Consider the following 21489-nt stretch of genomic DNA (forward strand, 5'->3'; position numbering starts at 1 on the left):
ATTTTCCGTGAAGTTTTTCACTGATTACACAAACCTTGTACTGATCGCGATTGTCCTCATCTCCGGTGGATTGCTGCTGTGGCCGACGATCAGCCGGCGTGGCCGCGGCGGCCTGTCGGCCGCTGAAGCTACCCAACTGATCAACCGTCGCAATGCGGCGGTCATCGATCTGCGTCCGTCGGCTGATTTTGCCAAGGGCCATCTACCCGCGGCACGGCATCTTGAATTTGCGGAGTTGCAGGCGAAAGTCGCGCAACTCGTGAAGAATAAGAGCAACCCGGTGCTGCTGGTATGCCAGACCGGCCAGCAGTCGAACAAGGCGGCGCGTATCGTTCAGGATGCAGGGTTCGCCGAAGTCCACGTTCTCGAAGGCGGTGTCGACGCTTGGCAGAAGGCCGGCATGCCGGTGGTGAAACAAGGAGCAGCGAAGTGAACAAAGTGATCATGTACAGCACCCAGGTGTGCCCGTATTGCCAGATGGCCGAACGTCTTTTAAAGTCGCGCGGCGTCGAGCACGTCGAAAAGGTACTGATCGACAAGGATCCGGCCCGTCGCGAAGAAATGATGAGCCGGACCGGCCGTCGCACGGTCCCGCAGGTGTTCGTCGGCGAGACGCATGTCGGCGGGTACGATGATCTGTCCGCGCTCGATCGCGCGGGCGGTTTGATGCCGCTGCTCGAAGCTGCTGCCTGAAGCCGCCTGAACTTGCGCGCCAGCCGGCGCGCAAGTTGGGTGGAACGAAACAAGCCGGCGCATCGGCGCCCCTGCAAGGGCGGCGATGCGCTGCAACGATCTGGCGGTCCGTGAATGAATGGGCCGCCGCCATGTATATAAATCAGGGAATCATCCAATCATGTCCGACGAGAATAACCAGCCGTTCTTCAATATCCAGCGCATCTACCTGAAGGACATGTCGCTCGAGCAGCCGAATTCGCCGGGCATTTTCCTCGAGCAGGAAATGCCGTCGGTCGAAGTCGAAGTCGACGTGAAGGCTGAGCGCCTCGCCGACACCGTGTTCGAAATCCTCGTGACGGGTACCGTGACGGCCAAGGTGTCGGACAAGGTTGCGTTCCTGATCGAAGCCAAGCAAGCCGGCATTTTCGACATCCGCAATATCCCGGCTGAGCAGATCGATCCGCTGGTCGGCATTGCTTGCCCGACGATCTTGTTCCCGTACCTGCGCTCGAACATCGCCGACGCGATCACCCGCGCAGGTTTCCCGCCGATCCACCTCGCCGAGATCAACTTCCAGGCCCTGTATGAGCAACGTCTCGCGCAGATGGGCAGCCAGGACGGCGCGGCGCAAAACGGCGTCACGCATTAACGCGTCGCACGCGGTGCCGGCTATGAAGGTCGCCGTTCTCGGCGCCGGCGCATGGGGCACAGCGCTCGCCGGCCATCTGGCCGTGCGGCACGATACGGTGTTGTGGGCGCGCGAACCCGCGCTCGTTGCCGATCTCTCCGCTTCGCATGAAAACGCCCGCTATCTGGCGGGCGTTGCTTTGCCGCCGGCGCTGCGCTATGAAGCGGACTTGAGCGCCGCGCTTGATCACGCGCTCGCCGATGACGCCCTGTGCGTCGTGGCGACGCCCGTGGCCGGTCTGCGCGGTCTGTTCCGGGCGATGCACGACGCGGGCAAGGTGCCGGCGCATGTGGTGTGGTTGTGCAAAGGTTTCGAGGCCGACTCGCAGTTGTTGCCGCATCAGGTGGTCGCCGCCGAACTGCCGGGGCACGGCAGCAACGGCGTGCTGTCCGGTCCGAGCTTCGCGCGCGAAGTCGGGCAGGGCCTGCCGGTTGCGTTGACGATCGCGAGTGCGTCGGCGGCTTGCCGCGAGCGTACGGTCGCCGCGTTCCATCATGGCGCCATGCGCATCTATACCGGCGACGACGTCGTCGGCGTGGAAGTGGGCGGCGCGGTGAAGAATGTGCTGGCGATCGCGACGGGCATTGCCGACGGCCTCGGCCTCGGTCTGAATGCACGCGCGGCGCTGATCACGCGCGGCCTGGCTGAAATGTCGCGTCTCGGCGTGACGCTCGGCGGACGGGCGGAGACGTTCACCGGTTTGACCGGGCTGGGCGATCTGATTCTGACTGCGACGGGCGATCTGTCGCGCAATCGCACGGTCGGCGTGCAACTCGCCGCTGGCCGTACGCTCGACGATATTCTCGGCGGCCTCGGTCACGTAGCCGAGGGTGTGCGTTGTGCGCAAGCCGTTCTGGCGATCGCTTGTGCGCATGCGATCGAGATGCCGATCACTCAGGCGGTCTGTGCCGTGCTGTTCGACGGCGTGGCCCCGCGTGACGCCGTCAGCGCCCTGCTGCGGCGAGATTCGAAAGCCGAATAAGTCCTGTCTTTCAGCCGTTTGGCGCGCAAACGCGCTGAACGGCTGCCCGCCGCTGCTGTCCACGTCTTATCGACGCTTCGGACCAGCGAGGTTCCCATGCTCACTTTCAATCGTTGCACGTTAGAGGCGCGTGTGGTCAACATCACGACGCTCGCCGTCGATGCGATCGTCAACGCCGCGAATACGTCGTTGCTGGGTGGAGGTGGCGTGGATGGCGCGATTCATCGCGCGGCCGGCCAGGAATTGTTGCGCGAATGCGAGATGCTCGGCGGCTGCGCGACCGGCGACGCCAAAATCACCCGAGGCTATCGATTGCCGGCCAGGCACGTGATTCACGCGGTCGGTCCGGTCTGGCAGGGCGGTGCGCGCGGCGAGGCGGACCTGCTTGCCTCGTGCTATCAGCGCTCGCTCGAAGTGGCGCATCAGGCGCAGTGCAGGAGCATTGCGTTTCCCGCGATTAGTTGCGGCATCTACCATTTTCCCGCTAACGAAGCCGTGCAGATCGCGGTCGACACCGTACTCGAAACGTTGCCGCGCACGCCCGGCATCGAACACGTGATGTTCGCCTGTTTCGACGACGCGATGCTCGCGCGCTACGAAATAGAATTGAAGCGCGAATTGAAGCGCCCTCAGACGCCGCCTTCGAAGCCGGTCTGACGCCACGCTTCGAATACCACGATCGCGACCGTGTTCGACAGATTCAAACTGCGGTTGTCCGGCCGCATCGGCAGACGCACCCGCTGCTCGTTGGCGAATTGATCGAGCACCGTGTCGGGCAGGCCGCGCGTTTCCGCGCCGAAGACGAACCAGTCGCCGGATTGAAATGTGTGCTCGTGAAAGCGGCCGGAGCCGCGCGTGGTGAACGCGAACATGCGCGCCGGATCGGGCGACTCCTTGGCGATGAACGCTGCCCAATCGGCGTGCACGTTCATTTGCGCGTACTCGTGATAGTCGAGGCCGGCGCGACGCAGTTTGGCGTCGTCGAGTGGAAAGCCGAGCGGCTCGATCAGATGCAGCCGCGCGCCAGTGTTGGCACACAGGCGGATGACGTTGCCGGTGTTCGGCGGAATTTCCGGTTCGACGAGAACGACATTGAACATGATGGTTTCAGGTGGAGACTAGTTTTTCGGCGTGCGCAGCGCGACGAAGTTAGTGACGCGCCGCGCACCGGCTGCCTTCAGTGTGCGCGCCAGCGCTTCGAGTGTGGCGCCGGTCGTCATTACATCGTCGACGATGCCGACGTGCAGACCCTGCACCGGTTTCGCGACGTGGAATGCGCGGCCTACGTTGAGCCGGCGCGCGTCGAGGTCGAGCCGCGATTGCGGCGCGGTGTGAACGAGCCGATGCAGCAGGGTCGCATCGCTGCGCACGTTCAGCGCGCGGGCCAGCGGTTTGGCGATTTGCCAAGCCTGGTTGTAGCCGCGTTCGGCCAGGCGTTGGTTCGCGAGCGGCACGGGCGCGATCACGTCGGGCCATGCCGACGCATCGGTTAGCGAGTCCTCCGCAAGACACGTAAGGCGTTGCGCAAATTCGCGCGCCAGCATGAGCCGAGCGCGAAATTTCAGGCCGAGCGCGAGGGCGTCGAGCGGCGCGCGGTAGTCGGCGAGCGCGAAGGTCGCGTCGAACGGCGGCGGCTCACCGATGCAATCCGCACAGCAAAAGTGCGCGCGACCCGCGTGCCGCGTGCCGGACAACGGAACGGCGCACACCGTGCAACGCAATCTGCTTTCATTCCAATACGCATCGTCGCAACCGGCGCACAGCGTCTTATGCGACAAATTGCCGCATAGCGCGCACAGGTTCGGCAGCGCGGCGTGCACCACGTGCGGCCATGCCGAATGCAAGCCGCGCGCAAAACGCGCAAAACGCGCGGTCGGGCTTCCGGAAGACGAAGAAAAAATGCGAAATGGCATGATTGGACCGCCCGCGAAGGCCTTTCACGCTGAAGGGAAGGAAGCGAGCGAGTATACTTCGGGCTCTTCGCCAGTACGACACCCATGTCCCCAACTCCCGCTCAATCTGGCCGTCCGGCCTATGATTCCCGGCGCCTCAGGCGGATTTTCGACCGCCGTGCAGCGACCTTCGACGACGTCGCCTTCCTGCCGCGCGAAATCGCGCAGCGCATGCGCGAGCGTCTCGACTACATCAAGGTCACGCCGGCGAGCGTGCTCGACGCGGGCTGCGGCGCGGGCGAAGACATTCCCTCGTTGCGCGAACGCTTCCCCGAGGCACCCGTGTTCGGCACCGATCTGTCGCATGCCATGCTCAGCCGCGCGCTGCGGCACGATTCCGGCGACACGAGCTGGCGCCGCTTTCTGCCGGCAACGCTTGGCAAGGCGCTCGGCGCGCGCGGTCCGCGATTTGCGCAGGCCGACTTCTCCGTGCTGCCATTCGCTGCCGGCGCCTTCGAATTCATCTGGTCCAATCTCGCGCTGCACTGGCACTCGCGGCCGGATCTCGTGTTTCCCGAGTGGCAGCGCGTGCTGAAAGTGAACGGCCTGCTGATGTTCAGCACGCTCGGCCCCGACACGCTGAAAGAGTTGCGTGGCGCATACGCCGAGGTCGAGGCCGCGCACGGTGTGAGCTCGCGCGCGCATGTGATTGACTTCGTCGACATGCACGATCTCGGCGACATGCTGGTCGAGAGCGGTTTCGAAATCCCCGTAATGGACCAGGAAACGCTGACTATTACTTATAAGTCGCCCGAGTCGCTGCTCGCGGACGTGCGCCGTTGGGGCGCGTATCCGTTCGAGCGCGAAGCGCTGTCGAATTCGTCTGCGCGCCGGCTGCACCGGGCTTTGCTGGCGGCGCTCGAAGCCCGGCGGCGTGCCGACGGCACGATTGCGCTGACCTTCGAAGTGATCTATGGGCACGCATGGAAAGCCGTGCCGCGTACCACAGCGGAGGGTTATGGGATCGTGCGGATCGAGGATATCGGACGAGGTTCGTCGAAGAATCGTTGAAGCGGTAAAGAGGACATCTGTTATGTCTGAAATTACCGCTTCAAAAGACGCCGGGATGGTGCGTCAAAACGGCGCGGAGGCTTGTCGCGCCTGGCTTGTGAGCCAATAGAGGCTTGCTTGTGGATGCTATGGATCGCGCCTATAATGCGTCAGTTTGTCGCCCGGAGTTCCCACATTTGGGGCGACAGGCCCGAGGCGCAGGGCTGCAGTATGAGGTGACGCGGCGATTATTGAGTGACCGGAAGCAGTGGTCGCAAGCGTGGCCGCGAGCGGCGATTCGCGGGAGGCAGCGATGGATGCATCAGATCTGCTGGCGGATTCGGAACCAGTCCTCAAAGACTGGACGATGAAACGCAACTGTTCGATATCGCCGCGGCAATTCGTATGTTTCTACGTGTCGCTTGCATTGTTCTCGCTGACAATTGCTTTCATGCTGGTTCTGGTCGGCGCCTGGCTGGTGTTGCCGTTCACCGGTATTGAATTGCTGGCGGTGGGCATCGCGTTTGCCATCTATGCGCGCCATGCTGTCGATTACGAGCGCATCCGGTTGTTTCAGAACCGGCTCGTCATCGAGCAGGTCAGCGCGGAGCGGCTCACGCAGTTCGAATTCAATCCGCGCTGGGTGCGGATCGAGGCGGGCGCAACGCCGCGTGACCAGATCAAACTAGTCTCGCGCGGCCAGACGATCATGATCGGGCAACATCTCGCGCAGTATCGGCGCGCGCAGTTCGCAGGCGAATTGCGTATGTGGCTCACGCGTTGTTAGACGCGTCGAGGCGCGCGGCGTTCACGGGGAGCGCGGGGCAGCCTGCCAGCGGGGTCGAGGGTTTGAATGGAAATTTTGGGTAAGGAAGCTATGAAAACAATCAAGCGAGCCCTCATGGGTGTGCTGGCGATGAGCGGACTGCTTTTCGCCGGTGCCGCCCTGGCAGTGGGCGATGTTCCGGGCGGCCCCGCCGTCAACGAGATCAATCTCCAGCCGCCTGTGACGAAAATCGCTGAGGAGCTCTACAGCCTCCACACGTTCATGCTGATTCTCTGCACGGTGATCTTCATCGGCGTGTTCGCTGTGATGTTCTATTCGATCTTTGCCCACCGCAAATCGAAAGGTCACAAGGCTGCTAACTTCCACGAAAGCACCACCGTCGAAATCATCTGGACGATCGTGCCGTTCGTCATCGTCGTGCTGATGGCGCTCCCCGCCACCAAGACCGTCGTCGCGATGAAGGACACCACCAACGCCGACGTCACCATCAAGGTCACGGGCTACCAGTGGAAATGGGGTTACGACTACGTGAAGGGTCCGGGCGAGGGCATCAACTTCCTGTCCACGCTGGCTACGCCGCGTGCGGAAACCGATGGCCGCCAGCCGATTTCCACCACGTACCTGCAGGAAGTCGACAATCCACTCGTCGTCCCGGTCGACAAGAAAATCCGCATCATCACCACCGCGAACGACGTGGTCCACTCCTGGTACGTGCCGGCTTTCGGCGTGAAGCAGGATGCGATTCCGGGCTTCGTGCGCGACACGTGGTTCAAGGCTGACAAGGTCGGCACGTTCCGCGGCTTCTGTACCGAACTGTGCGGCAAGGAACACGCGTTCATGCCGGTGGTGGTCGAGGTGCTGTCCGCCGACGACTACGCGAAGTGGGTCGACACGCAGAAGAAGAAAATGGCCGCCGGCCAGGACGATCCGAACAAAACCTATACGCTCGCAGAATTGATGGAGCGCGGCGGCAAGGTGTATGCAGCCAACTGCGCGGTCTGCCACCAGCCGACCGGCAAGGGCGCAGGCGCATTCCCGGCGATCGACGGTAGCAAGATAGCCAACGGCCCGCTCGCCGAGCACGTGAGCCTGGTGCTGAAGGGCAAGAACGCCATGCCTTCGTGGGCGCCGACGTTGAACGACGTCGAAATCGCCTCGGTCATCACGTACGAACGTAATTCGTGGGGCAACCACACCGGCGACCTTCTCCAGCCGAAGCAAGTGCTGGACGCCCGTAACGGCAAGCTGCCGGAAGGCGGCAACCATCTGGCCGAGGCGGGCGCTGCGGCTAGCGGCGCGGCGGCAGCCTCGGGTGCCGACACGGCTTCGGCCGGTTCGGACAACGCTGCGGCATTGCCGGCAAACGTCTACTTCGAGACCGGCAAGAGCACGCTGCCGGCCGACGCGAAAGCAGCCGTCGACGCCGCCGCGGCCTACGCGAAGGCGCATCCGGACGCGAAATTCACGCTGTCGGGTTTCACCGACGCCACCGGTTCGGCCGATATCAACGCGAATCTCGCGAAAAGCCGCGCCGAAGCCGTGCGCGACGCGTTGAAAGCAGCCGGCATCGCCGAAGACCACATCATTTTGAAGAAGCCGGAAACGATCACGGGCGGCACCGACGCGAAAGAAGCCCGGCGTGTTCAGATCAGCCCGGCTGCCTGACGTGTTCATGGTCAGCACCGCAGTATTCGCTTTAGGAGATTGTCATGTCTAGCATCGGACACGATGTAGTCGCGGGCCACGAGCACGTGCACGGCGAACATGCCCACGAAACGCCGCATGGCTGGCGTCGTTGGCTGTTCGCAACCAATCACAAGGACATCGGTACGCTGTACCTGATCTTCTCGTTCACCATGTTCCTCTCCGGGGGCGTGATGGCGCTGATGATCCGTGCCGAGCTGTTCGAGCCGGGTCTGCAGATCATGCGTCCCGAGTTCTTCAACCAGTTGACCACCATGCACGGCCTGATCATGGTGTTCGGCGCGATCATGCCGGCGTTCGTCGGCTTCGCGAACTGGATGGTGCCGCTGCAGATCGGCGCATCGGACATGGCTTTCGCTCGGATGAACAACTTCAGCTTCTGGCTGCTGCCGGTGGCTGCTGTTCTGCTGGTCGGTTCGTTCTTCTCGCCGGGCGGCGCGACCGCCGCAGGCTGGACGCTGTACGCACCGCTGTCGACGCAGATGGGCCCGGGCATGGACTTCGCGATTTTCGCGGTCCACTTGATGGGTGCTTCGTCGATCATGGGCGGGATCAACATCGTCGTGACGATCCTGAACATGCGCGCGCCCGGTCTCACGCTGATGAAGATGCCGATGTTCGTCTGGACGTGGCTCATCACCGCTTACCTGCTGATCGCCGTGATGCCGGTTCTGGCAGGCGCGATCACGATGGTGCTGTTCGATCGCCACTTCGGCACGTCGTTCTTCAACGCGGCAGGCGGCGGCGACCCGGTGATGTACCAGCATATCTTCTGGTTCTTCGGGCACCCCGAGGTGTACATCATGATCTTGCCGGCGTTCGGGATCGTTTCGCAGGTGATCCCGGCGTTCGCGCGCAAGCCGCTGTTCGGCTATAGCTCGATGGTGTACGCAACGTCGTCGATCGCGATTCTGTCGTTCATGGTCTGGGCGCACCACATGTTCGCAACCGGCATGCCGGTGACGGGCCAGCTGTTCTTCATGTACGCGACGATGCTGATCGCAGTGCCGACGGGCGTGAAGGTGTTCAACTGGGTCGCAACGATGTGGCGCGGTTCGCTGTCCTTTGAAACGCCTATGTTGTTCGCGGTCGGCTTCCTGCTGGTGTTCACGTTCGGTGGCCTCTCGGGCCTGATGCTCGCGATGGCGCCGCTCGATATCCAGTATCACGGTACTTATTTCGTGGTGGCGCACTTCCACTACGTGCTTGTTGCGGGTTCACTGTTCGCGCTGTTCTCCGGTTGGTATTACTGGGCGCCGAAGTGGACCGGCTGGATGTACAACGAAACGCGCGGCAAGATCCACTTCTGGGCGTCGATGTTCTTCTTCAACCTCGCGTTCCTGCCGATGCACTTTGTCGGTCTCGCAGGTATGCCGCGTCGTTACGCTGACTATCCGGCGCAGTTCACCGACTGGAACCAGGTCATCACGATCGGCGCATTCGGCTTCGGTCTCGCACAGGTCTACTTCCTGTTCGCGGTCGCGCTGCCGGCCTATCGTGGCGGTGGCGAGCTTGAAAAAGCGGGCGACAAGCCGTGGGATGGCGCGACGGGCCTCGAATGGACTGTGCCGAGCCCGGCTCCGTTCCACACGTTCGAAAACCCGCCGACCGTCGAGTAATCGGCATTCGGTGAAGTGTCCGGTTCCTGCAGCAGTGCGCCGGAACCGGGCAGCCGCCCCAGCGGTGGCTGCAACCCGGTAGTCACGAAAGTATTCAGAAAGTCGAGCATGACGCGCAATCCACAGGAAAGACGTACCCCGGAACAGATTCGCGCGAGCAACAAGCGGATAGGTTTTGTGATGCTCGCGATTGCTGCTGTCTTTTTCGCGAGCGTCATCATCAAGCAGTGGTGGTTCTCCTGACGCGGCCACTCGAGTCTGGTGTGCAGGTTTGTTGAGGATTGAGATGTCGACGCAACCGCCGGCTCAGGCCGACCGCTCTTTTAACCGTTCGATGCTGATCAAACTCTTCGTCGTCGCGCTGATGATGTTCGGGTTTGGTTTTGCTCTGGTGCCGATGTACCGCGCGATCTGCCAGATCACCGGCATCAATAACCTTGTGCAGCGTGATGCAACGGCGCGCGAGGCGAAGAACACGCAGGTCGACATGAGCCGCACGATTTCGATCGAATTCGATGCGAACGCGCGCGGTCCGCTGGGTTTCAAGCCAGAGCACCGTAGTCTGGACGTGCATCCGGGCGAAGTGACGACGGTGATGTACGAGGTCAGCAACGAACAGGCGCGCACGATTCAGGCGCAGGCCATTCCGAGCTACGCGCCGAAGCTGGCGACCGAGTACTTCAAGAAGATCGAATGTTTTTGCTTTACGCAGCAAACTTTGACGGCGAATCAGACAAAGCGGATGCCAGTGGTGTTCGTGGTCGATCCGAAGTTGCCGAAGGATGTGAAAACGATCACGTTGTCGTACACGTTCTTTGAATTGAACACGCTGGCGCCGGCTGCGGCCGGTACCGCGGCACCCGCGGCCAACAAGACGTCGGCCACCACCGCCAATCCCGCCTGACGGCGTTGCCGCGGGCGAAGGAATACAAGACGTATGAGCGATAACAGCGGTGGTCCGCGCAAGAGCAGTTTCGGCCAGTCGATGAAAGCCGTGTTCTGGTCGTTTTTCGGGGTGCGCAAGCGGCGCGATCTGGAAGCGGACGCGACGCAGTTGAACCCGCTGCATGTGGTTGCGGCAGCGCTGATCAGCGTAGCCATCCTGATCGGCGTGCTGATCCTGATCGTGCACGCCGTAGTGGGTTGAGGCTGCAGGCAGGCGAGTAGTGCAGGGCGGAGCAAAGCCCACGAATTAGAGTGAAGCGGTGCGGTATCGACGCGCCGCCGAAGATACAGCCGGAGATTCCGGAACAACTGGACTGAAGTGGAGAATCAAGAATGAGCGGTCAAAACGAGAGCCCGTACTATTTCGTACCGCATCCGTCGCGGCATCCGATCAGCGCCGCGGTCGGATTGCTGGTCATGCTCGGATCGCTTGCGGCCTGGATCAATGACCATACTCTGGCGCCGATCGGCGTCGTCGTCGGTCTGTTGTGGCTGCTCTTTACGTTGTGGCACTGGTTCGGCGACGCGATCGCGGAATCGGAAGGCGGCATGTACGGCAAAAATGTCGACAAGTCGTACCGCTGGAGCATGAGCTGGTTCATCTTCTCCGAAGTGATGTTCTTCGGCGCGTTCTTCGGTGCACTGTTCTATGCCCGTGAGATCGCGCTGCATCAGCTCGGCAGCCTCGACTACAAGCTGATCTGGCCGGATTTCTCCGCGGTGTGGCCGAACAACGGTCCGGCAGCGCTGGTGTCGACCTTCAAGTCGATGCAGCCGTGGCCGGTGCCGACCATCAACACGGCGCTGCTGCTGTCGTCGGGCGCTACGCTGACGGTTTCGCACCATGCGCTGCGCGAAGATCATCGCAAGAAGGCAATCGCCTGGCTGGCTGCTACGCTCGTGCTCGGCGTCTGCTTCCTGTTCCTGCAAGGCTTCGAATACTTCCACGCGTACAACGAACTGAACCTGACGCTGGCCTCGGGTGTGTATGGCTCGACGTTCTTCCTGCTGACGGGCTTCCACGGTTTCCACGTGTTCCTCGGCGGCACGATGCTGGCGGTGGTGCTGGTGCGGATGATCCGCGGACATTTCACTGCAGAGCATCACTTCGCGTTCGAAGGCGCTGCCTGGTACTGGCACTTTGTGGACGTCGTGTGGCTCGGGTTGTACGTCGTCGTGTACTGGCTGTAACGCAGTCAGGCCTGCGCGGTACCGGTTACCGGGAATCGGTTACCTGGAATGTGCAGGCCGTTCGCGCAAAGCTCTTCAGGGGCGCTGCGCACGAGCAGTATGCAAGACTATGCAGCGCCGCCCTCGACCCTGTCAGGGCGGCGTTTTGCTTGATGAAGCGGATTATTTGCGCAGCGCTCAACGCCCGTAAGGGATACCGGTCGACTGAATCCAGCCCATCCAGTGTGCGAACAGGATGAACAGGAACAGCGAGATCGACAGGCCCACCCGCGTGGCGAGCGACCAAACCATCCGTTTGGTTTTGCCCTTGTCATGCATCATGAAGTACAGCGCCGACACCATGCTGGCGATGATCAGGACAAAGGCGATGGGAACGAGAATGTGCATGGAACCAACTGAAACGGGAAAGCGCAGAGGCAAGACAGCTATTATCGCACCGCGCGCCAACGTCTGCCGTGTGTTCCAGGCGGTGCCGCAAGCGGTAGTGGGGTGCTTTCGATGAAGATCCGCTGGATTCCCGCGCTATTGATTCTGCTGGTCATTGCGGTGACGGTGCGACTCGGTTTCTGGCAGCGCGACCGCGCGCATCAGAAGGAAGCGCTCGAAGCGCACATCACGCAGTTCGAAAACGCGCCGGCGCAGCCGGTCGGCGCCGCGCCGGTCGAACTGAAGGACATCGAATTCCATCGCGTGAAGGCGCGCGGCAGCTTCGTCACGGACAAAGTCGTCTACCTCGATAATCGTCCGTATAACGATCAGCCGGGCTTTTACGTCGTGATGCCTTTTAAACTGGCCGACGGCGGATATGTGCTGGTCAATCGCGGCTGGCTGCCGCGCAACATCAACAATCGCGAGACCATTGCGCCGTACACCACGCCGCAAGGCGAAATCGAAATCGAAGGCATAGCGCGGGCCGATGCCTCGCGCGCATTCGAGTTGGGGCAGGGCGGTTCGGCCGCACATCAGCCGATCCGCCAGAATCTGGATACTGCCGCCTACGCCGCGGAAACCGGTTTGCCGCTGCAATCGTTCGTGATCCAGCAATTGAGCGACGACGGCGACAAGCTGGTGCGCGACTGGCCGGCGCCGACGAGCGGCGTCGAGCGCAACTACGGCTATATGTTCCAGTGGTGGGGCATGGCGATCGCGGCCCTGGTTTTTGGTCTGTACGCCGCGCGCCGCGCGGCAAAGAAAGAGCACGCGCCGAGCGTGTAATGCATCGCACGCGGTTGCCCGGCCTATGCGCCGCCGAAACCGCGCAATCATCGAAAGAGGTCCTGTAGTGTCGACGCAATCTCCCCGTTCGCCGCAAGCCGGCAAACCCGCTGCTCCGAAAGTGATTCCCGGCCAACCGAATGGCGAGGGATCGTGGAAGCGCGGCCGCTGGATGCTGCTGCTGTTGGCGATCATCTGCGCCGCGCCGATCGTCGTGTCGTATTTCACGTACTACGTGATCAAGCCCGCTGGCGGCAGCACGAGCTACGGCAAGCTGGTCGAGCCGCAGCGGCCGATCCCCGAGTCGCTCGTCGTGACCGGCGAAGACGGCAAGCCGCTCAAGCTCGCTTCGCTTCGCGGCCGCTGGCTGCTGATCTCTGTCGACGGCAGCGCGTGCGACAAAGCTTGCGTCACCAAGCTGTACTTCATGCGACAAATCCGCGCAGCCCAGGGTCCCGAGCGCGAGCGCGTCGTCGAGGTGTGGTTGCGCACCGATGCAGGGAACGTCGCCGACGTGATACAAAAGGCCTATCCCGACACCGACATGCTGATCGCCGACCCGGCGCAGGTGTCCGCGTGGCTGCCCACCGACAACGGCACCAAAATCACCGACCACATCTATATGGTCGATCCGAACGGCAACCTGATGATGCGTTTTCCGAAAGATCCGAACCCGAGCAAGATCAAGGGCGATGTGACGAAGCTGCTCAAATGGTCGAGCATCGGCTGATGCCGCAACAAGGGTAAGAGAGATGTTTGTACTGCAACTGGCTCTGATCGGCTTGTGTATCGCGTTGTTGCCGCTTTCCTATGTATGGGTCAAGGCCGACGACAACAAATTCCGCAAGCTGGTCTGGCTCACCACCTTCCTGACACTGGATCTGGTGATGTTCGGCGGCTTCACGCGCCTCACCGATTCCGGTCTCGGCTGCCCGGACTGGCCGGGCTGTTACGGCACTTCATCACCGTTCATCGCACATGCGGCGATTACCGCCGCGCATCAGGCGATGCCTACCGGGCCGGTCAGCATGACGAAGGCCTGGATCGAGATGATCCACCGTTACTTCGCAATGGCGATCGGTGTTCTGATCATTGCGCAGACGCTGATCGCATGGACCGCACGTATCAACCGCCGCCCGCTGCATGTGTTGCCCTGGTGGCCGACTTCGCTGTTGCTGTTGATCCTCGTACAGGGCGCGTTCGGCGCGTGGACCGTGACCATGAAGTTGCAACCGATCATCGTGACCACCCACCTGCTGCTCGGTCTCGCGCTGCTCGGCACGCTCGGCTGGCTGGCCGCCCGGCAGACGCCGCTGCCCGCTTACGAGCCCGAAGCCGCGCGCTGGCGTGCGGCGGCGATGACGGGCCTCGTGCTGCTGGTCGTGCAGATCGCATTGGGCGGCTGGGTCAGCACGAACTACGCGGTGCTCGCATGCACGGATTTCCCGACCTGCAACGGCCAATGGTTCCCGCCGATGGACTTCGCGCACGGCTTCCACCTGTGGCGCGCGCTCGGTATGACCGGCGACGGCGACATGATCACGCAAGACGCGCTAGTGGCGATCCACTGGACCCATCGCACGTTCGCGATCGTGGTGGTCGCCTATCTGGTGTGGTTCGCGCTGAAACTGCGCCGTTTCGAGTCGCTGCGGCGGCCGGCGAACGGCGTGCTGCTGGTAGTGCTGATTCAATTTATCACCGGCTTGTCGAACATCGTCCTGCAATGGCCGTTGCCCATTGCGGTCGCGCATAACGGTGGCGCCGCGATCCTGCTGCTTCTGCTCGTTATGTTAAACTTTCGAATCGCTTATAGCCGTCCCGGCCGCGCCGTGTTGCCTGCGCGCGATGCCGCGCCAGCGTGACCCCACATGGACAGCACAACACTCTCCCAAACGCCCGGTAGCCGGGTTTCCCAGTACATCGCCCTGACGAAGCCGCGCGTCACGCAGCTCGCTGTGTTCTGCGCAGTGATCGGCATGTTCCTCGCGACACCGGGCATGGTGCCGTGGACCGTGCTGATCGGTGGTACTGTCGGCATCTGGCTGCTTGCCGGCGCGGCGTTTGCGATCAATTGCCTGGTCGAACAGAAAATCGACGCGAAGATGCGTCGCACCTCGTGGCGGCCTTCCGCGCGCGGCGAAATCACCACCATGCAGATCCTGCTGTTTTCGGCCGTGCTCGGCGGGCTTGGCATGTGGACGCTCTATACGTTCGCCAATCCGCTGACCATGTGGCTCACGCTTGCGACTTTCGTCGGCTATGCGGTCGTCTACACGTTGTTGCTGAAGCCGGCCACGCCGCAGAACATCGTGATCGGCGGGGCTTCGGGCGCGATGCCGCCGGCGCTCGGCTGGGCCGCGGTCACAGGTCACGTGCCGGGCGACGCATGGATTCTCGTGCTGATCATCTTCGTGTGGACGCCGCCGCACTTCTGGGCGCTTGCGCTGTATCGCCGCAAAGACTACGAAAATGCCGGTTTGCCGATGCTGCCGAACACGCACGGCGAGAAGTACACGCGGCTGCATATTCTGCTGTACACCGTGATCCTGTTCGCGGTCACGATGATGCCGTTTATCTCCGGCATGAGCGGCGTGGTGTACCTCGCGGCAGCGGTGCTGCTTGGCGCCGTGTTCCTCGCCTATGCGTGGAAGATTTATCGGGAATATTCCGACGACCTGGCGCGTAAAACCTTCCGTTACTCGATCGTTTATCTGTCGCTGCTGTTCGCCGCACTGTTGATCGACCACTATGCGCGCGTCGTGATCGGCGCGTAACACCATGCTCAAAGACCGCTTCGCGCGCACGGCGCGCGCTGCCGTGATTGCTTGCGCGCTTGGCGGCGCGCTGTTGGTAGCCGCCTGCGGCAAGCAGCCGCCGGCGTTCCAGAACGTCGATATCACTGGCAATAGCCAATTCGCCAACAACTTCTCGCTGCCCGACACCGACGGCAAAATCCGCACGTTGGCGGATTACAAGGGCAAAGTCGTGGTGCTGTTCTTCGGCTACACGCACTGTCCGGACGTCTGTCCCACGACGATGGCCGAGCTCTCGCAAGCGCTCAAGGAACTCGGCCCCGAAGATGCGAAACGCGTGCAGGTGCTGTTCGTCACCGTCGATCCGGAGCGTGACACGCCGGCCTTGCTGGCGCAGTACGTGCCGGCGTTCAACCCGACGTTCGTCGGTTTGCGTCCGGCCGATCAGGCGCAACTCACCAGGATCACTAAGGACTTCCGCGTCTATTACGCGAAGGTGCCGGGCAAGACGCCCGACAGCTACACCATGGATCACACCGCGGCGAGCTATGTGTTCGACCCGGACGGCAAGCTGCGACTTTTCGCGCGCGACGGCCAGGGCGCGACGCCATGGGTCCACGATATCAAGCTGCTGCTGGGTTGATGCTTTGATGTACTCGGGCGCGCGTCAACCGCGCGCCCGTTTCAAAACTCTGCCGCTATAACCCTCAAGCCGGGATCGGCAAATTCACCCCCGGCGCCAGCCGCGTCGCCTTGAACTCCGTCACCTCGTAGCGTGCGAGCTTCTGCTCGGCGAACGGGTCGCTGGCGAGAATCTCATCCAGCTTATCGCGCTCGATGCGCACCGCCAGAATGATGCCGCCGTCGCGCGGCACCTTCGGGCCGGCGGCCACGAACACGCCTGCTTCGAACTGTCTGGTCAGAAACGCGCGGTGCGCTTCCAGCGCGTCGTCGATGCGCTCGAGCGGCGCGGTGTAGATGAGATTGATGACGTACATGGGCGGTCTCGTGAACGATTGAGGCGGCCGCCTGTGCTTGCGGCCAACGGCCTTCCATTATCGGTCAGCGGACGATTTGTTGCGCGGGGTCAATTCGTGCGCAAGGCCTTCTCGCCGGGTCGCCGGTTTCCTTACCGCTTCCTCAAGTTGCACGCCTGTCATGCCGATATAACTGTGGCAATCGTTTGCGTATCAGGCCGGAAGCGCGCTCGCGGCCCGACTGCGAACAGGAAACAAACCACACGAAAGAGACCACAACAATGAGCAGAATGAGTTTGAATCGCAAGCTATGGCTGTCGCTCGCGCTCGTATGGCTGGGGTTGCTCGGCGTCGGGCTGTGGAGCGCGGTCGAGACGCGCAGCACGATGCTGGCCGAGCGCAAGGCGGGCATGGTGAACCTCGTCGAAGCAGCGCAGGGCGTCGTGAACGGCTATTACACGTTGTCGCAGGGCGGCAAGATCAGCGAGGCCGACGCGCAGCGCGAAGCACTCGCTCGCCTCGCGACGATGCGCTACGGCGAATCCGGCTATCTGTTCGTGATGGATTCGAAGCCGGTCGTGCTGATGCATCCGACGCTGCCGCAAATGGACGGCAAGCCGGTCGGCGATTTCAAGGACCCGGACGGCAAGCTGCTGTACGTGTCGATCGTCGACGCCGCCAAAGCGAACGGGCGTGGCTTCGCGCAATATCGCGGACGCCTGCCGCACAGCGAAACCGCGGTGCCGAAAATCAGCTACGTGGTGCGTTTCGCGCCGTGGGACTGGAACATCACGAGTGGCGTGTTCATCAAGGATATCGACACGGTCTACTATGAAACGCTGCTTGGCCACCTGGCCGTCGTGCTGGTGATCGGCGCGGTCATTTCGCTGGCGATGGTGCTGATCATCCGCAACGTGCGCGCGAGTCTCGGCGGCGAGCCGGATCAGGCGGCGAGGCTCGCGGCGAGCATCGCAAAGGGCGATCTGACGCAAGTCGTCGAGGTTCGGCCGCACGAGTCCACCAGCATGATGGCGGCCATGCACGACATGCAGAACCGTTTGCAACGGACCATCGGCGAGATTCGCCGCTCGGCGGAATCGATTGCGTCGGCGACGCAGCAGATTGCCGCCGGCAACGGCGATCTGTCGCAGCGTACCGAGCAGCAGGCGGCCTCGTTGCAGGAGACCGCGGCGAGCATGGAAGAGCTCACCGCGACGGTCAAGCAGAACGCCGACAACGCGCGTCAGGCGAGCGGCCTTGCGCACAACGCATCGGAAATCGCGACGCGCGGCAACGACGTGGTCAAGCGCGTGATCGGCACGATGGGTGAGATCAACGACAGCTCGCGGCAGATTGCCGAGATCATCGGCGTGATCGAAGGGATTGCGTTCCAGACCAACATCCTCGCGTTGAACGCGGCGGTCGAAGCGGCCCGCGCCGGCGAGCAGGGCCGCGGCTTCGCGGTCGTGGCGGGCGAGGTGCGCAGCCTCGCTCAGCGCTCGGGGACCGCGGCCAAGGAGATCAAGCAGTTGATCGGCGCGTCGGTGGAGCGTGTGAACAACGGTTCGACGCTGGTGCAGCAGGCCGGCACGACGATGGGCGAGATCCTGCAAGCGGTGCAGCGCGTGACCGACATCATGGGCGAGATCGCCGCGGCGTCGGAAGAGCAGAGCAGTGGCATTTCACAGGTCGGCCGCGCGGTCACGCAGATGGACGAAGTGACGCAGCAGAATGCCGCGCTGGTCGAACAGGCGGCGGCCGCGGCGGCTTCGTTGCAGGATCAGGCGGGGCGTCTGCGCGACACGGTGAGTGCGTTCCGCGTGAACGGCGCCGATGCAGTGCATAACCATATGCAATCGTGATATTTCCCATCTCGCGGGACGTATGAGACCATTTGCGGTCCAGTTGGCGGCGCAGCGAAATCAGGACACCTGCCGCCGGCTTCCACCCGAATCTGACATCGATCAGAGAAAGCGAGAATCACATGCAGCGCAGAAACATCCTTAAAGCCCTCTCGGCAGTGGTCGCCAGCGCGGCGATCGTCACCAGCTTCGGCGCGCACGCCGACGATAAGGTCGTCAAGGTCGGTACCATCGGCGGTCCGGATGCGCAAATCTGGGAAGTCGTCACCAAAGTGGCGAAGCGCGAAGGCCTGAACGTGAAGGTCGTCGAATTCAACGATTACGTGCAGCCGAACGCCGCGCTCGACGCGGGCGACCTCGACGCCAACAGCTTCCAGCATCAGCCGTACCTTGACAGTCAGGTCAAGCAACGTGGCTACAAGATCGTCAATGCCGGTCTCACGTACATCTCGCCGCTCGGTATCTACTCGAAGAAGCTGAAGTCGCTGAAGGACCTGCCACAAGGCGCGAAGGTCGCGGTGCCGAACGATCCGTCGAATGAGAATCGCGCGCTGCTGCTGTTGCAGGCGCAAGGCGTGATCAAGCTGAAGGCTGGCGCAGGCACGAACGGCAATAACGCTACCGCGCTGGATGTCGCTGAAAATCCGAAGAAGATCAAGCTGGTCGAACTCGACGCCGCGCAACTGCCGCGCTCGCTGTCGGACGTCGACGCTGCCGCGATCAACACGAACTTCGCTTTGGCTGCCGGTCTGCAACCGACCAAAGACGCGATCGCGCTCGAAGATATCCGCAGCCCGTACGCGAACCTGATCGCCGTGCGCGCGCAGGACAAGGACAAGCCGTGGGTCAAGAAGCTGGTCGCGGCTTACCAGTCGGAAGACGTGCGTCAGTTCATCAAGACGCAGTTCAAGGGTTCGGTGGTGCCGTCGTTCTAAGCCACTGCGCGTAACCTGCGCCGCCAGGTAAAAACGCCACGGAAAACCGTGGCGTTTTTTTCATCCGAATCTCCGCGCGCTCGTACGTCGCATACGCCGGCGAGTCCGGGGCTACAACTCCAGTTCCCATCGCTCGATCGTCAGATCCTTGCCGAAACGCCGCTCCGCGCTCGTGCCGGCGAGCTGAAAACCAGCGCGCTCGCAGAGCCGCCGCGGCTCCTTCAGTGTGCTGGCGGTGGTGAGCGTGAGCTTGGTGTAACCCGCGTGTCTGGCGAACCGCACGCATTCACTCATCAGCTGCGTGCCGATCCCCAGACGCTGCACGTCCGGCTCGACCCACAGAAGCCGCACGCCTGCTACGGTCGTCGAGACCCCGACGATGCACGCAGAACCGACCACCATGCCGTCCTGGTCGGCAATCCAGCACCTCTCGCGCACCGGATCGCGACGTTGCGAGTAATCGGCGACGACGCGCGCGAGCAAGCCTTCAAACGATTGGTCCCAGCCATATTCCGCGGCGAACCACTGTGCCTGCCGGTGCACGAGCCAACCGCACTCGCCCGCGCGCGGCGGGCGCAGGGTCACGAGTTCGTGCTGCGGCCTGCGGCCGAGCAGCCGCTCGATCAGCTTCATCGCGGCGATCAACTGTTCCTGAGAGAGCCATGTGAGGCCGTTCAGCACCACCGACACCTCTTCGATTGCCGCCGTATCGAGTGGCGCGTATGCGGCGTGCCCGCCGTCGGTGAGGGCGATCAACGACTGACGCGCGTCCGTGTCGGACGGCCGCCGCGTAATCAGGTTGCGTCGCTCGAAGCTGGTCAGAAGGCGGCTCAGATAACCGCTGTCGAGTCCGAGATTGCGTCCGAGCACCGAGGCCGTCTGTGCGCGTCCGCGAGATAGCTCGTGCAGTACGCGTACTTCCGTCAGCGAGAAGGCGCTCTTTTGCAAGCGCTCGTGCAGCGCGCCAATGTGCTGGGTGTAGAAGCGATTGAAATGGCGGACGGCCTGAGCACGCCGCAGCGCCTCGGAATCTGTCAAATGCGGCTCCCCGGGGATTTTTTCTGGCTTGGTACCCAGAACTATATGGGAACGTCTTCCATTAAAAAAGCCGCTCCGGCAAGGGGAGCGCGTCAAACTGGTATCAGAAAGGTATCGATTTCCGATGATTTCGTCATTCGGGATGAGAACCAGTGCGGACCGCTTCAGCGCCTTCCGGCATCTCGAATACGGGTAAATCCCGATCCCCGAAACCCACGTCCCAAAGGCCCCAAACCGCCGTCTAACGCCCCTCCAGCAAGGCTTTCCGGTACTGCGAACCAACATGGGACCAGTTGATTGACTGGTATTATGTTGGTTATATAATGGGCTCTCATTTTCGTAGGCCGCACTCCTCAAGACGACCGCCGGAGCCCCATGGAAACTCGCTGGTCCGCACTGATGCCTGACGCCCGCAACGTCACGCCGCTCTATTTGCAGCTCGCGCGCAATCTTGCGACGGCGATCCACTGCGGCGTGTGGTCGGCGGGCGAGGCGCTGCCGTCGGAGCGCACGCTGTCGGACGCGATCGGCGTGTCGCGCATCACCGCGCGCAAGGCGATCGAACTGCTGGTCGAGCAAGGGCTGATCCGGCGCGCACGCGGGGCGGGCAGTTTCATTACGCCGCGTGTCGAAGATCCCCTGTCGCGGCTCACCGGCTTCACGAAGAAAATGCAGCAACGCGGTTTCCGGCCGGATTCGGTGTGGCTCGAGCGCGATATCCGCGCCGCCAACCGTGACGAGCTGGTGCACCTCGGTTTGTCGCCCGGCGCGGCGGTCGCGAGTCTGCGGCGCCTGCGGCGCGCGGACGGCATCGTCATGGCGGTTGAACATTCCGCGTTGCCGGTGGCCATCGTGCCCGACCCGCTGGCGATCGGCGTGTCGCTTTACAGCTATCTCGAACAACGCGGCGCCGCCGTCGTGCGCGCGTTGCAACACTTTCGCGCAGTCAACGCGTCGAGCGAGATCGCCTCGCTGATGGACATCGAACCGCGCTCGGCGCTGCTGGTCATTACCCGTATCGGCTATAGCGCCGACCAGCGCGCGATCGAACTGACCGACACCTATTGCCGCGACGACTACTACGATTTTGTCGCTGAATTGCGCACCTGAGCGGGCCATGCGGCTTGGGCGCGGCTAGGCGCCAAGGGCGCGGCGCGAGGCCCCGCGATTCAGTCA

At 62.5% G+C, this 21489-nt stretch carries 26 protein-coding genes; 21 read left to right on the forward strand and 5 right to left on the reverse strand.

Features of this window, described 5'->3' with window-relative positions:
- Window positions 1–7 precede the first annotated feature (7 nt).
- The 5 genes from AC3WOG_RS01865 to AC3WOG_RS01885 all read left to right on the forward strand — a co-directional run bounded on the left by AC3WOG_RS01865 (window position 8) and on the right by AC3WOG_RS01885 (window position 3002).
- Window positions 8–433, forward strand: a complete 426-nt coding sequence (locus AC3WOG_RS01865; RefSeq protein WP_341313351.1) for a rhodanese-like domain-containing protein — start codon at window positions 8–10, stop codon at window positions 431–433.
- Window positions 430–693: a glutaredoxin 3 gene (grxC, locus tag AC3WOG_RS01870; protein ID WP_492576400.1), complete on the forward strand. Its 264-nt coding sequence runs from the start codon at window positions 430–432 to the stop codon at window positions 691–693. Before AC3WOG_RS01865 ends, grxC begins: the two co-directional genes overlap by 4 nt.
- Before the next feature lie 160 nt (window positions 694–853).
- Window positions 854–1324: a protein-export chaperone SecB gene (gene secB, locus AC3WOG_RS01875; protein WP_492576402.1), complete on the forward strand. Its 471-nt coding sequence runs from the start codon at window positions 854–856 to the stop codon at window positions 1322–1324.
- A 22-nt stretch (window positions 1325–1346) separates the two neighbouring features.
- Entirely contained in the window at window positions 1347–2345 is a 999-nt protein-coding gene (locus AC3WOG_RS01880; protein WP_492576403.1) for an NAD(P)H-dependent glycerol-3-phosphate dehydrogenase, read from the forward strand.
- A gap of 96 nt (window positions 2346–2441) precedes the next feature.
- Window positions 2442–3002: an O-acetyl-ADP-ribose deacetylase gene (locus tag AC3WOG_RS01885; RefSeq protein ID WP_492576404.1), complete on the forward strand. Its 561-nt coding sequence runs from the start codon at window positions 2442–2444 to the stop codon at window positions 3000–3002.
- Here AC3WOG_RS01885 and trmL read toward each other — a convergent pair.
- Window positions 2975–3445: a tRNA (uridine(34)/cytosine(34)/5-carboxymethylaminomethyluridine(34)-2'-O)-methyltransferase TrmL gene (gene trmL / locus AC3WOG_RS01890; RefSeq protein WP_492576405.1), complete on the reverse strand. Its 471-nt coding sequence runs from the start codon at window positions 3443–3445 to the stop codon at window positions 2975–2977. The two genes, AC3WOG_RS01885 and trmL, sit on opposite strands and share 28 nt — an antisense overlap.
- A gap of 18 nt (window positions 3446–3463) precedes the next feature.
- Window positions 3464–4258, reverse strand: a complete 795-nt coding sequence (locus AC3WOG_RS01895) for a phosphoribosyltransferase family protein (RefSeq protein ID WP_492576406.1) — start codon at window positions 4256–4258, stop codon at window positions 3464–3466.
- Window positions 4259–4342: 84 nt separating this feature from the next.
- Here AC3WOG_RS01895 and AC3WOG_RS01900 point away from each other — a divergent pair, with 84 nt between their 5' ends.
- The 8 genes from AC3WOG_RS01900 to AC3WOG_RS01935 all read left to right on the forward strand — a co-directional run bounded on the left by AC3WOG_RS01900 (window position 4343) and on the right by AC3WOG_RS01935 (window position 11533).
- Complete coding sequence (locus tag AC3WOG_RS01900; RefSeq protein WP_492576407.1) at window positions 4343–5308, forward strand: methyltransferase domain-containing protein; 966 nt, start codon at window positions 4343–4345, stop codon at window positions 5306–5308.
- Window positions 5309–5600: 292 nt separating this feature from the next.
- Window positions 5601–6074, forward strand: a complete 474-nt coding sequence (locus tag AC3WOG_RS01905; RefSeq protein WP_492576408.1) for a DUF2244 domain-containing protein — start codon at window positions 5601–5603, stop codon at window positions 6072–6074.
- 66 nt (window positions 6075–6140) lie between these two features.
- On the forward strand, window positions 6141–7739 hold the full coding sequence (gene coxB / locus AC3WOG_RS01910; protein ID WP_492576409.1) for a cytochrome c oxidase subunit II: 1599 nt from the start codon (window positions 6141–6143) through the stop codon (window positions 7737–7739).
- Window positions 7740–7783: 44 nt separating this feature from the next.
- Window positions 7784–9397 carry a cytochrome c oxidase subunit I gene (ctaD, locus tag AC3WOG_RS01915; protein ID WP_492576410.1) on the forward strand — a complete coding sequence of 538 codons (1614 nt, stop codon included), beginning with the start codon at window positions 7784–7786 and terminating at the stop codon, window positions 9395–9397.
- A 108-nt stretch (window positions 9398–9505) separates the two neighbouring features.
- On the forward strand, window positions 9506–9640 hold the full coding sequence (locus AC3WOG_RS01920; protein WP_341313340.1) for a cytochrome oxidase small assembly protein: 135 nt from the start codon (window positions 9506–9508) through the stop codon (window positions 9638–9640).
- A 43-nt stretch (window positions 9641–9683) separates the two neighbouring features.
- Entirely contained in the window at window positions 9684–10301 is a 618-nt protein-coding gene (locus AC3WOG_RS01925) for a cytochrome c oxidase assembly protein (protein WP_492576411.1), read from the forward strand.
- Window positions 10302–10334: 33 nt separating this feature from the next.
- Window positions 10335–10544 carry a DUF2970 domain-containing protein gene (locus AC3WOG_RS01930; protein ID WP_341313338.1) on the forward strand — a complete coding sequence of 70 codons (210 nt, stop codon included), beginning with the start codon at window positions 10335–10337 and terminating at the stop codon, window positions 10542–10544.
- Window positions 10545–10675: 131 nt separating this feature from the next.
- Complete coding sequence (locus AC3WOG_RS01935) at window positions 10676–11533, forward strand: cytochrome c oxidase subunit 3 (protein WP_492576412.1); 858 nt, start codon at window positions 10676–10678, stop codon at window positions 11531–11533.
- Between the two features lie 177 nt (window positions 11534–11710).
- Here the strand turns inward: AC3WOG_RS01935 and AC3WOG_RS01940 are convergent, their stop codons facing one another.
- Window positions 11711–11920: a twin transmembrane helix small protein gene (locus AC3WOG_RS01940; RefSeq protein ID WP_007179452.1), complete on the reverse strand. Its 210-nt coding sequence runs from the start codon at window positions 11918–11920 to the stop codon at window positions 11711–11713.
- A 111-nt stretch (window positions 11921–12031) separates the two neighbouring features.
- Here AC3WOG_RS01940 and AC3WOG_RS01945 point away from each other — a divergent pair, with 111 nt between their 5' ends.
- The 5 genes from AC3WOG_RS01945 (at window position 12032) to AC3WOG_RS01965 (ending at window position 16144) form a co-directional block, all read left to right on the forward strand.
- Window positions 12032–12748: an SURF1 family protein gene (locus tag AC3WOG_RS01945; RefSeq protein ID WP_492576413.1), complete on the forward strand. Its 717-nt coding sequence runs from the start codon at window positions 12032–12034 to the stop codon at window positions 12746–12748.
- 67 nt (window positions 12749–12815) lie between these two features.
- Window positions 12816–13478, forward strand: a complete 663-nt coding sequence (locus AC3WOG_RS01950; protein WP_492576414.1) for an SCO family protein — start codon at window positions 12816–12818, stop codon at window positions 13476–13478.
- 22 nt (window positions 13479–13500) lie between these two features.
- Window positions 13501–14610, forward strand: a complete 1110-nt coding sequence (locus AC3WOG_RS01955; RefSeq protein ID WP_492576415.1) for a COX15/CtaA family protein — start codon at window positions 13501–13503, stop codon at window positions 14608–14610.
- A 6-nt stretch (window positions 14611–14616) separates the two neighbouring features.
- Window positions 14617–15522, forward strand: a complete 906-nt coding sequence (cyoE, locus tag AC3WOG_RS01960) for a heme o synthase (protein ID WP_492576416.1) — start codon at window positions 14617–14619, stop codon at window positions 15520–15522.
- A gap of 4 nt (window positions 15523–15526) precedes the next feature.
- Complete coding sequence (locus AC3WOG_RS01965) at window positions 15527–16144, forward strand: SCO family protein (protein WP_492576417.1); 618 nt, start codon at window positions 15527–15529, stop codon at window positions 16142–16144.
- Window positions 16145–16208: 64 nt separating this feature from the next.
- Here AC3WOG_RS01965 and AC3WOG_RS01970 read toward each other — a convergent pair whose 3' ends face one another.
- Window positions 16209–16499: a YciI family protein gene (locus tag AC3WOG_RS01970; RefSeq protein ID WP_492576418.1), complete on the reverse strand. Its 291-nt coding sequence runs from the start codon at window positions 16497–16499 to the stop codon at window positions 16209–16211.
- Between the two features lie 260 nt (window positions 16500–16759).
- Here AC3WOG_RS01970 and AC3WOG_RS01975 point away from each other — a divergent pair, with 260 nt between their 5' ends.
- On the forward strand, window positions 16760–18340 hold the full coding sequence (locus AC3WOG_RS01975) for a methyl-accepting chemotaxis protein (RefSeq protein WP_492576419.1): 1581 nt from the start codon (window positions 16760–16762) through the stop codon (window positions 18338–18340).
- Between the two features lie 122 nt (window positions 18341–18462).
- A complete protein-coding gene (locus AC3WOG_RS01980; protein ID WP_492576420.1) occupies window positions 18463–19275 on the forward strand; it encodes a MetQ/NlpA family ABC transporter substrate-binding protein in 813 nt (270 codons plus the stop codon).
- Window positions 19276–19386: 111 nt separating this feature from the next.
- On the opposite strand, the gene AC3WOG_RS01985 is transcribed toward AC3WOG_RS01980, so the two are convergent.
- Entirely contained in the window at window positions 19387–20313 is a 927-nt protein-coding gene (locus AC3WOG_RS01985; RefSeq protein WP_492576421.1) for a bifunctional helix-turn-helix transcriptional regulator/GNAT family N-acetyltransferase, read from the reverse strand.
- A 375-nt stretch (window positions 20314–20688) separates the two neighbouring features.
- Between AC3WOG_RS01985 and AC3WOG_RS01990 the strand changes: the two genes are divergently transcribed.
- Complete coding sequence (locus tag AC3WOG_RS01990) at window positions 20689–21423, forward strand: GntR family transcriptional regulator (RefSeq protein WP_410837049.1); 735 nt, start codon at window positions 20689–20691, stop codon at window positions 21421–21423.
- Window positions 21424–21489: the final 66 nt, after the last annotated feature.

It is taken from the genome of Paraburkholderia sp. FW306-02-B (assembly GCF_058782725.1).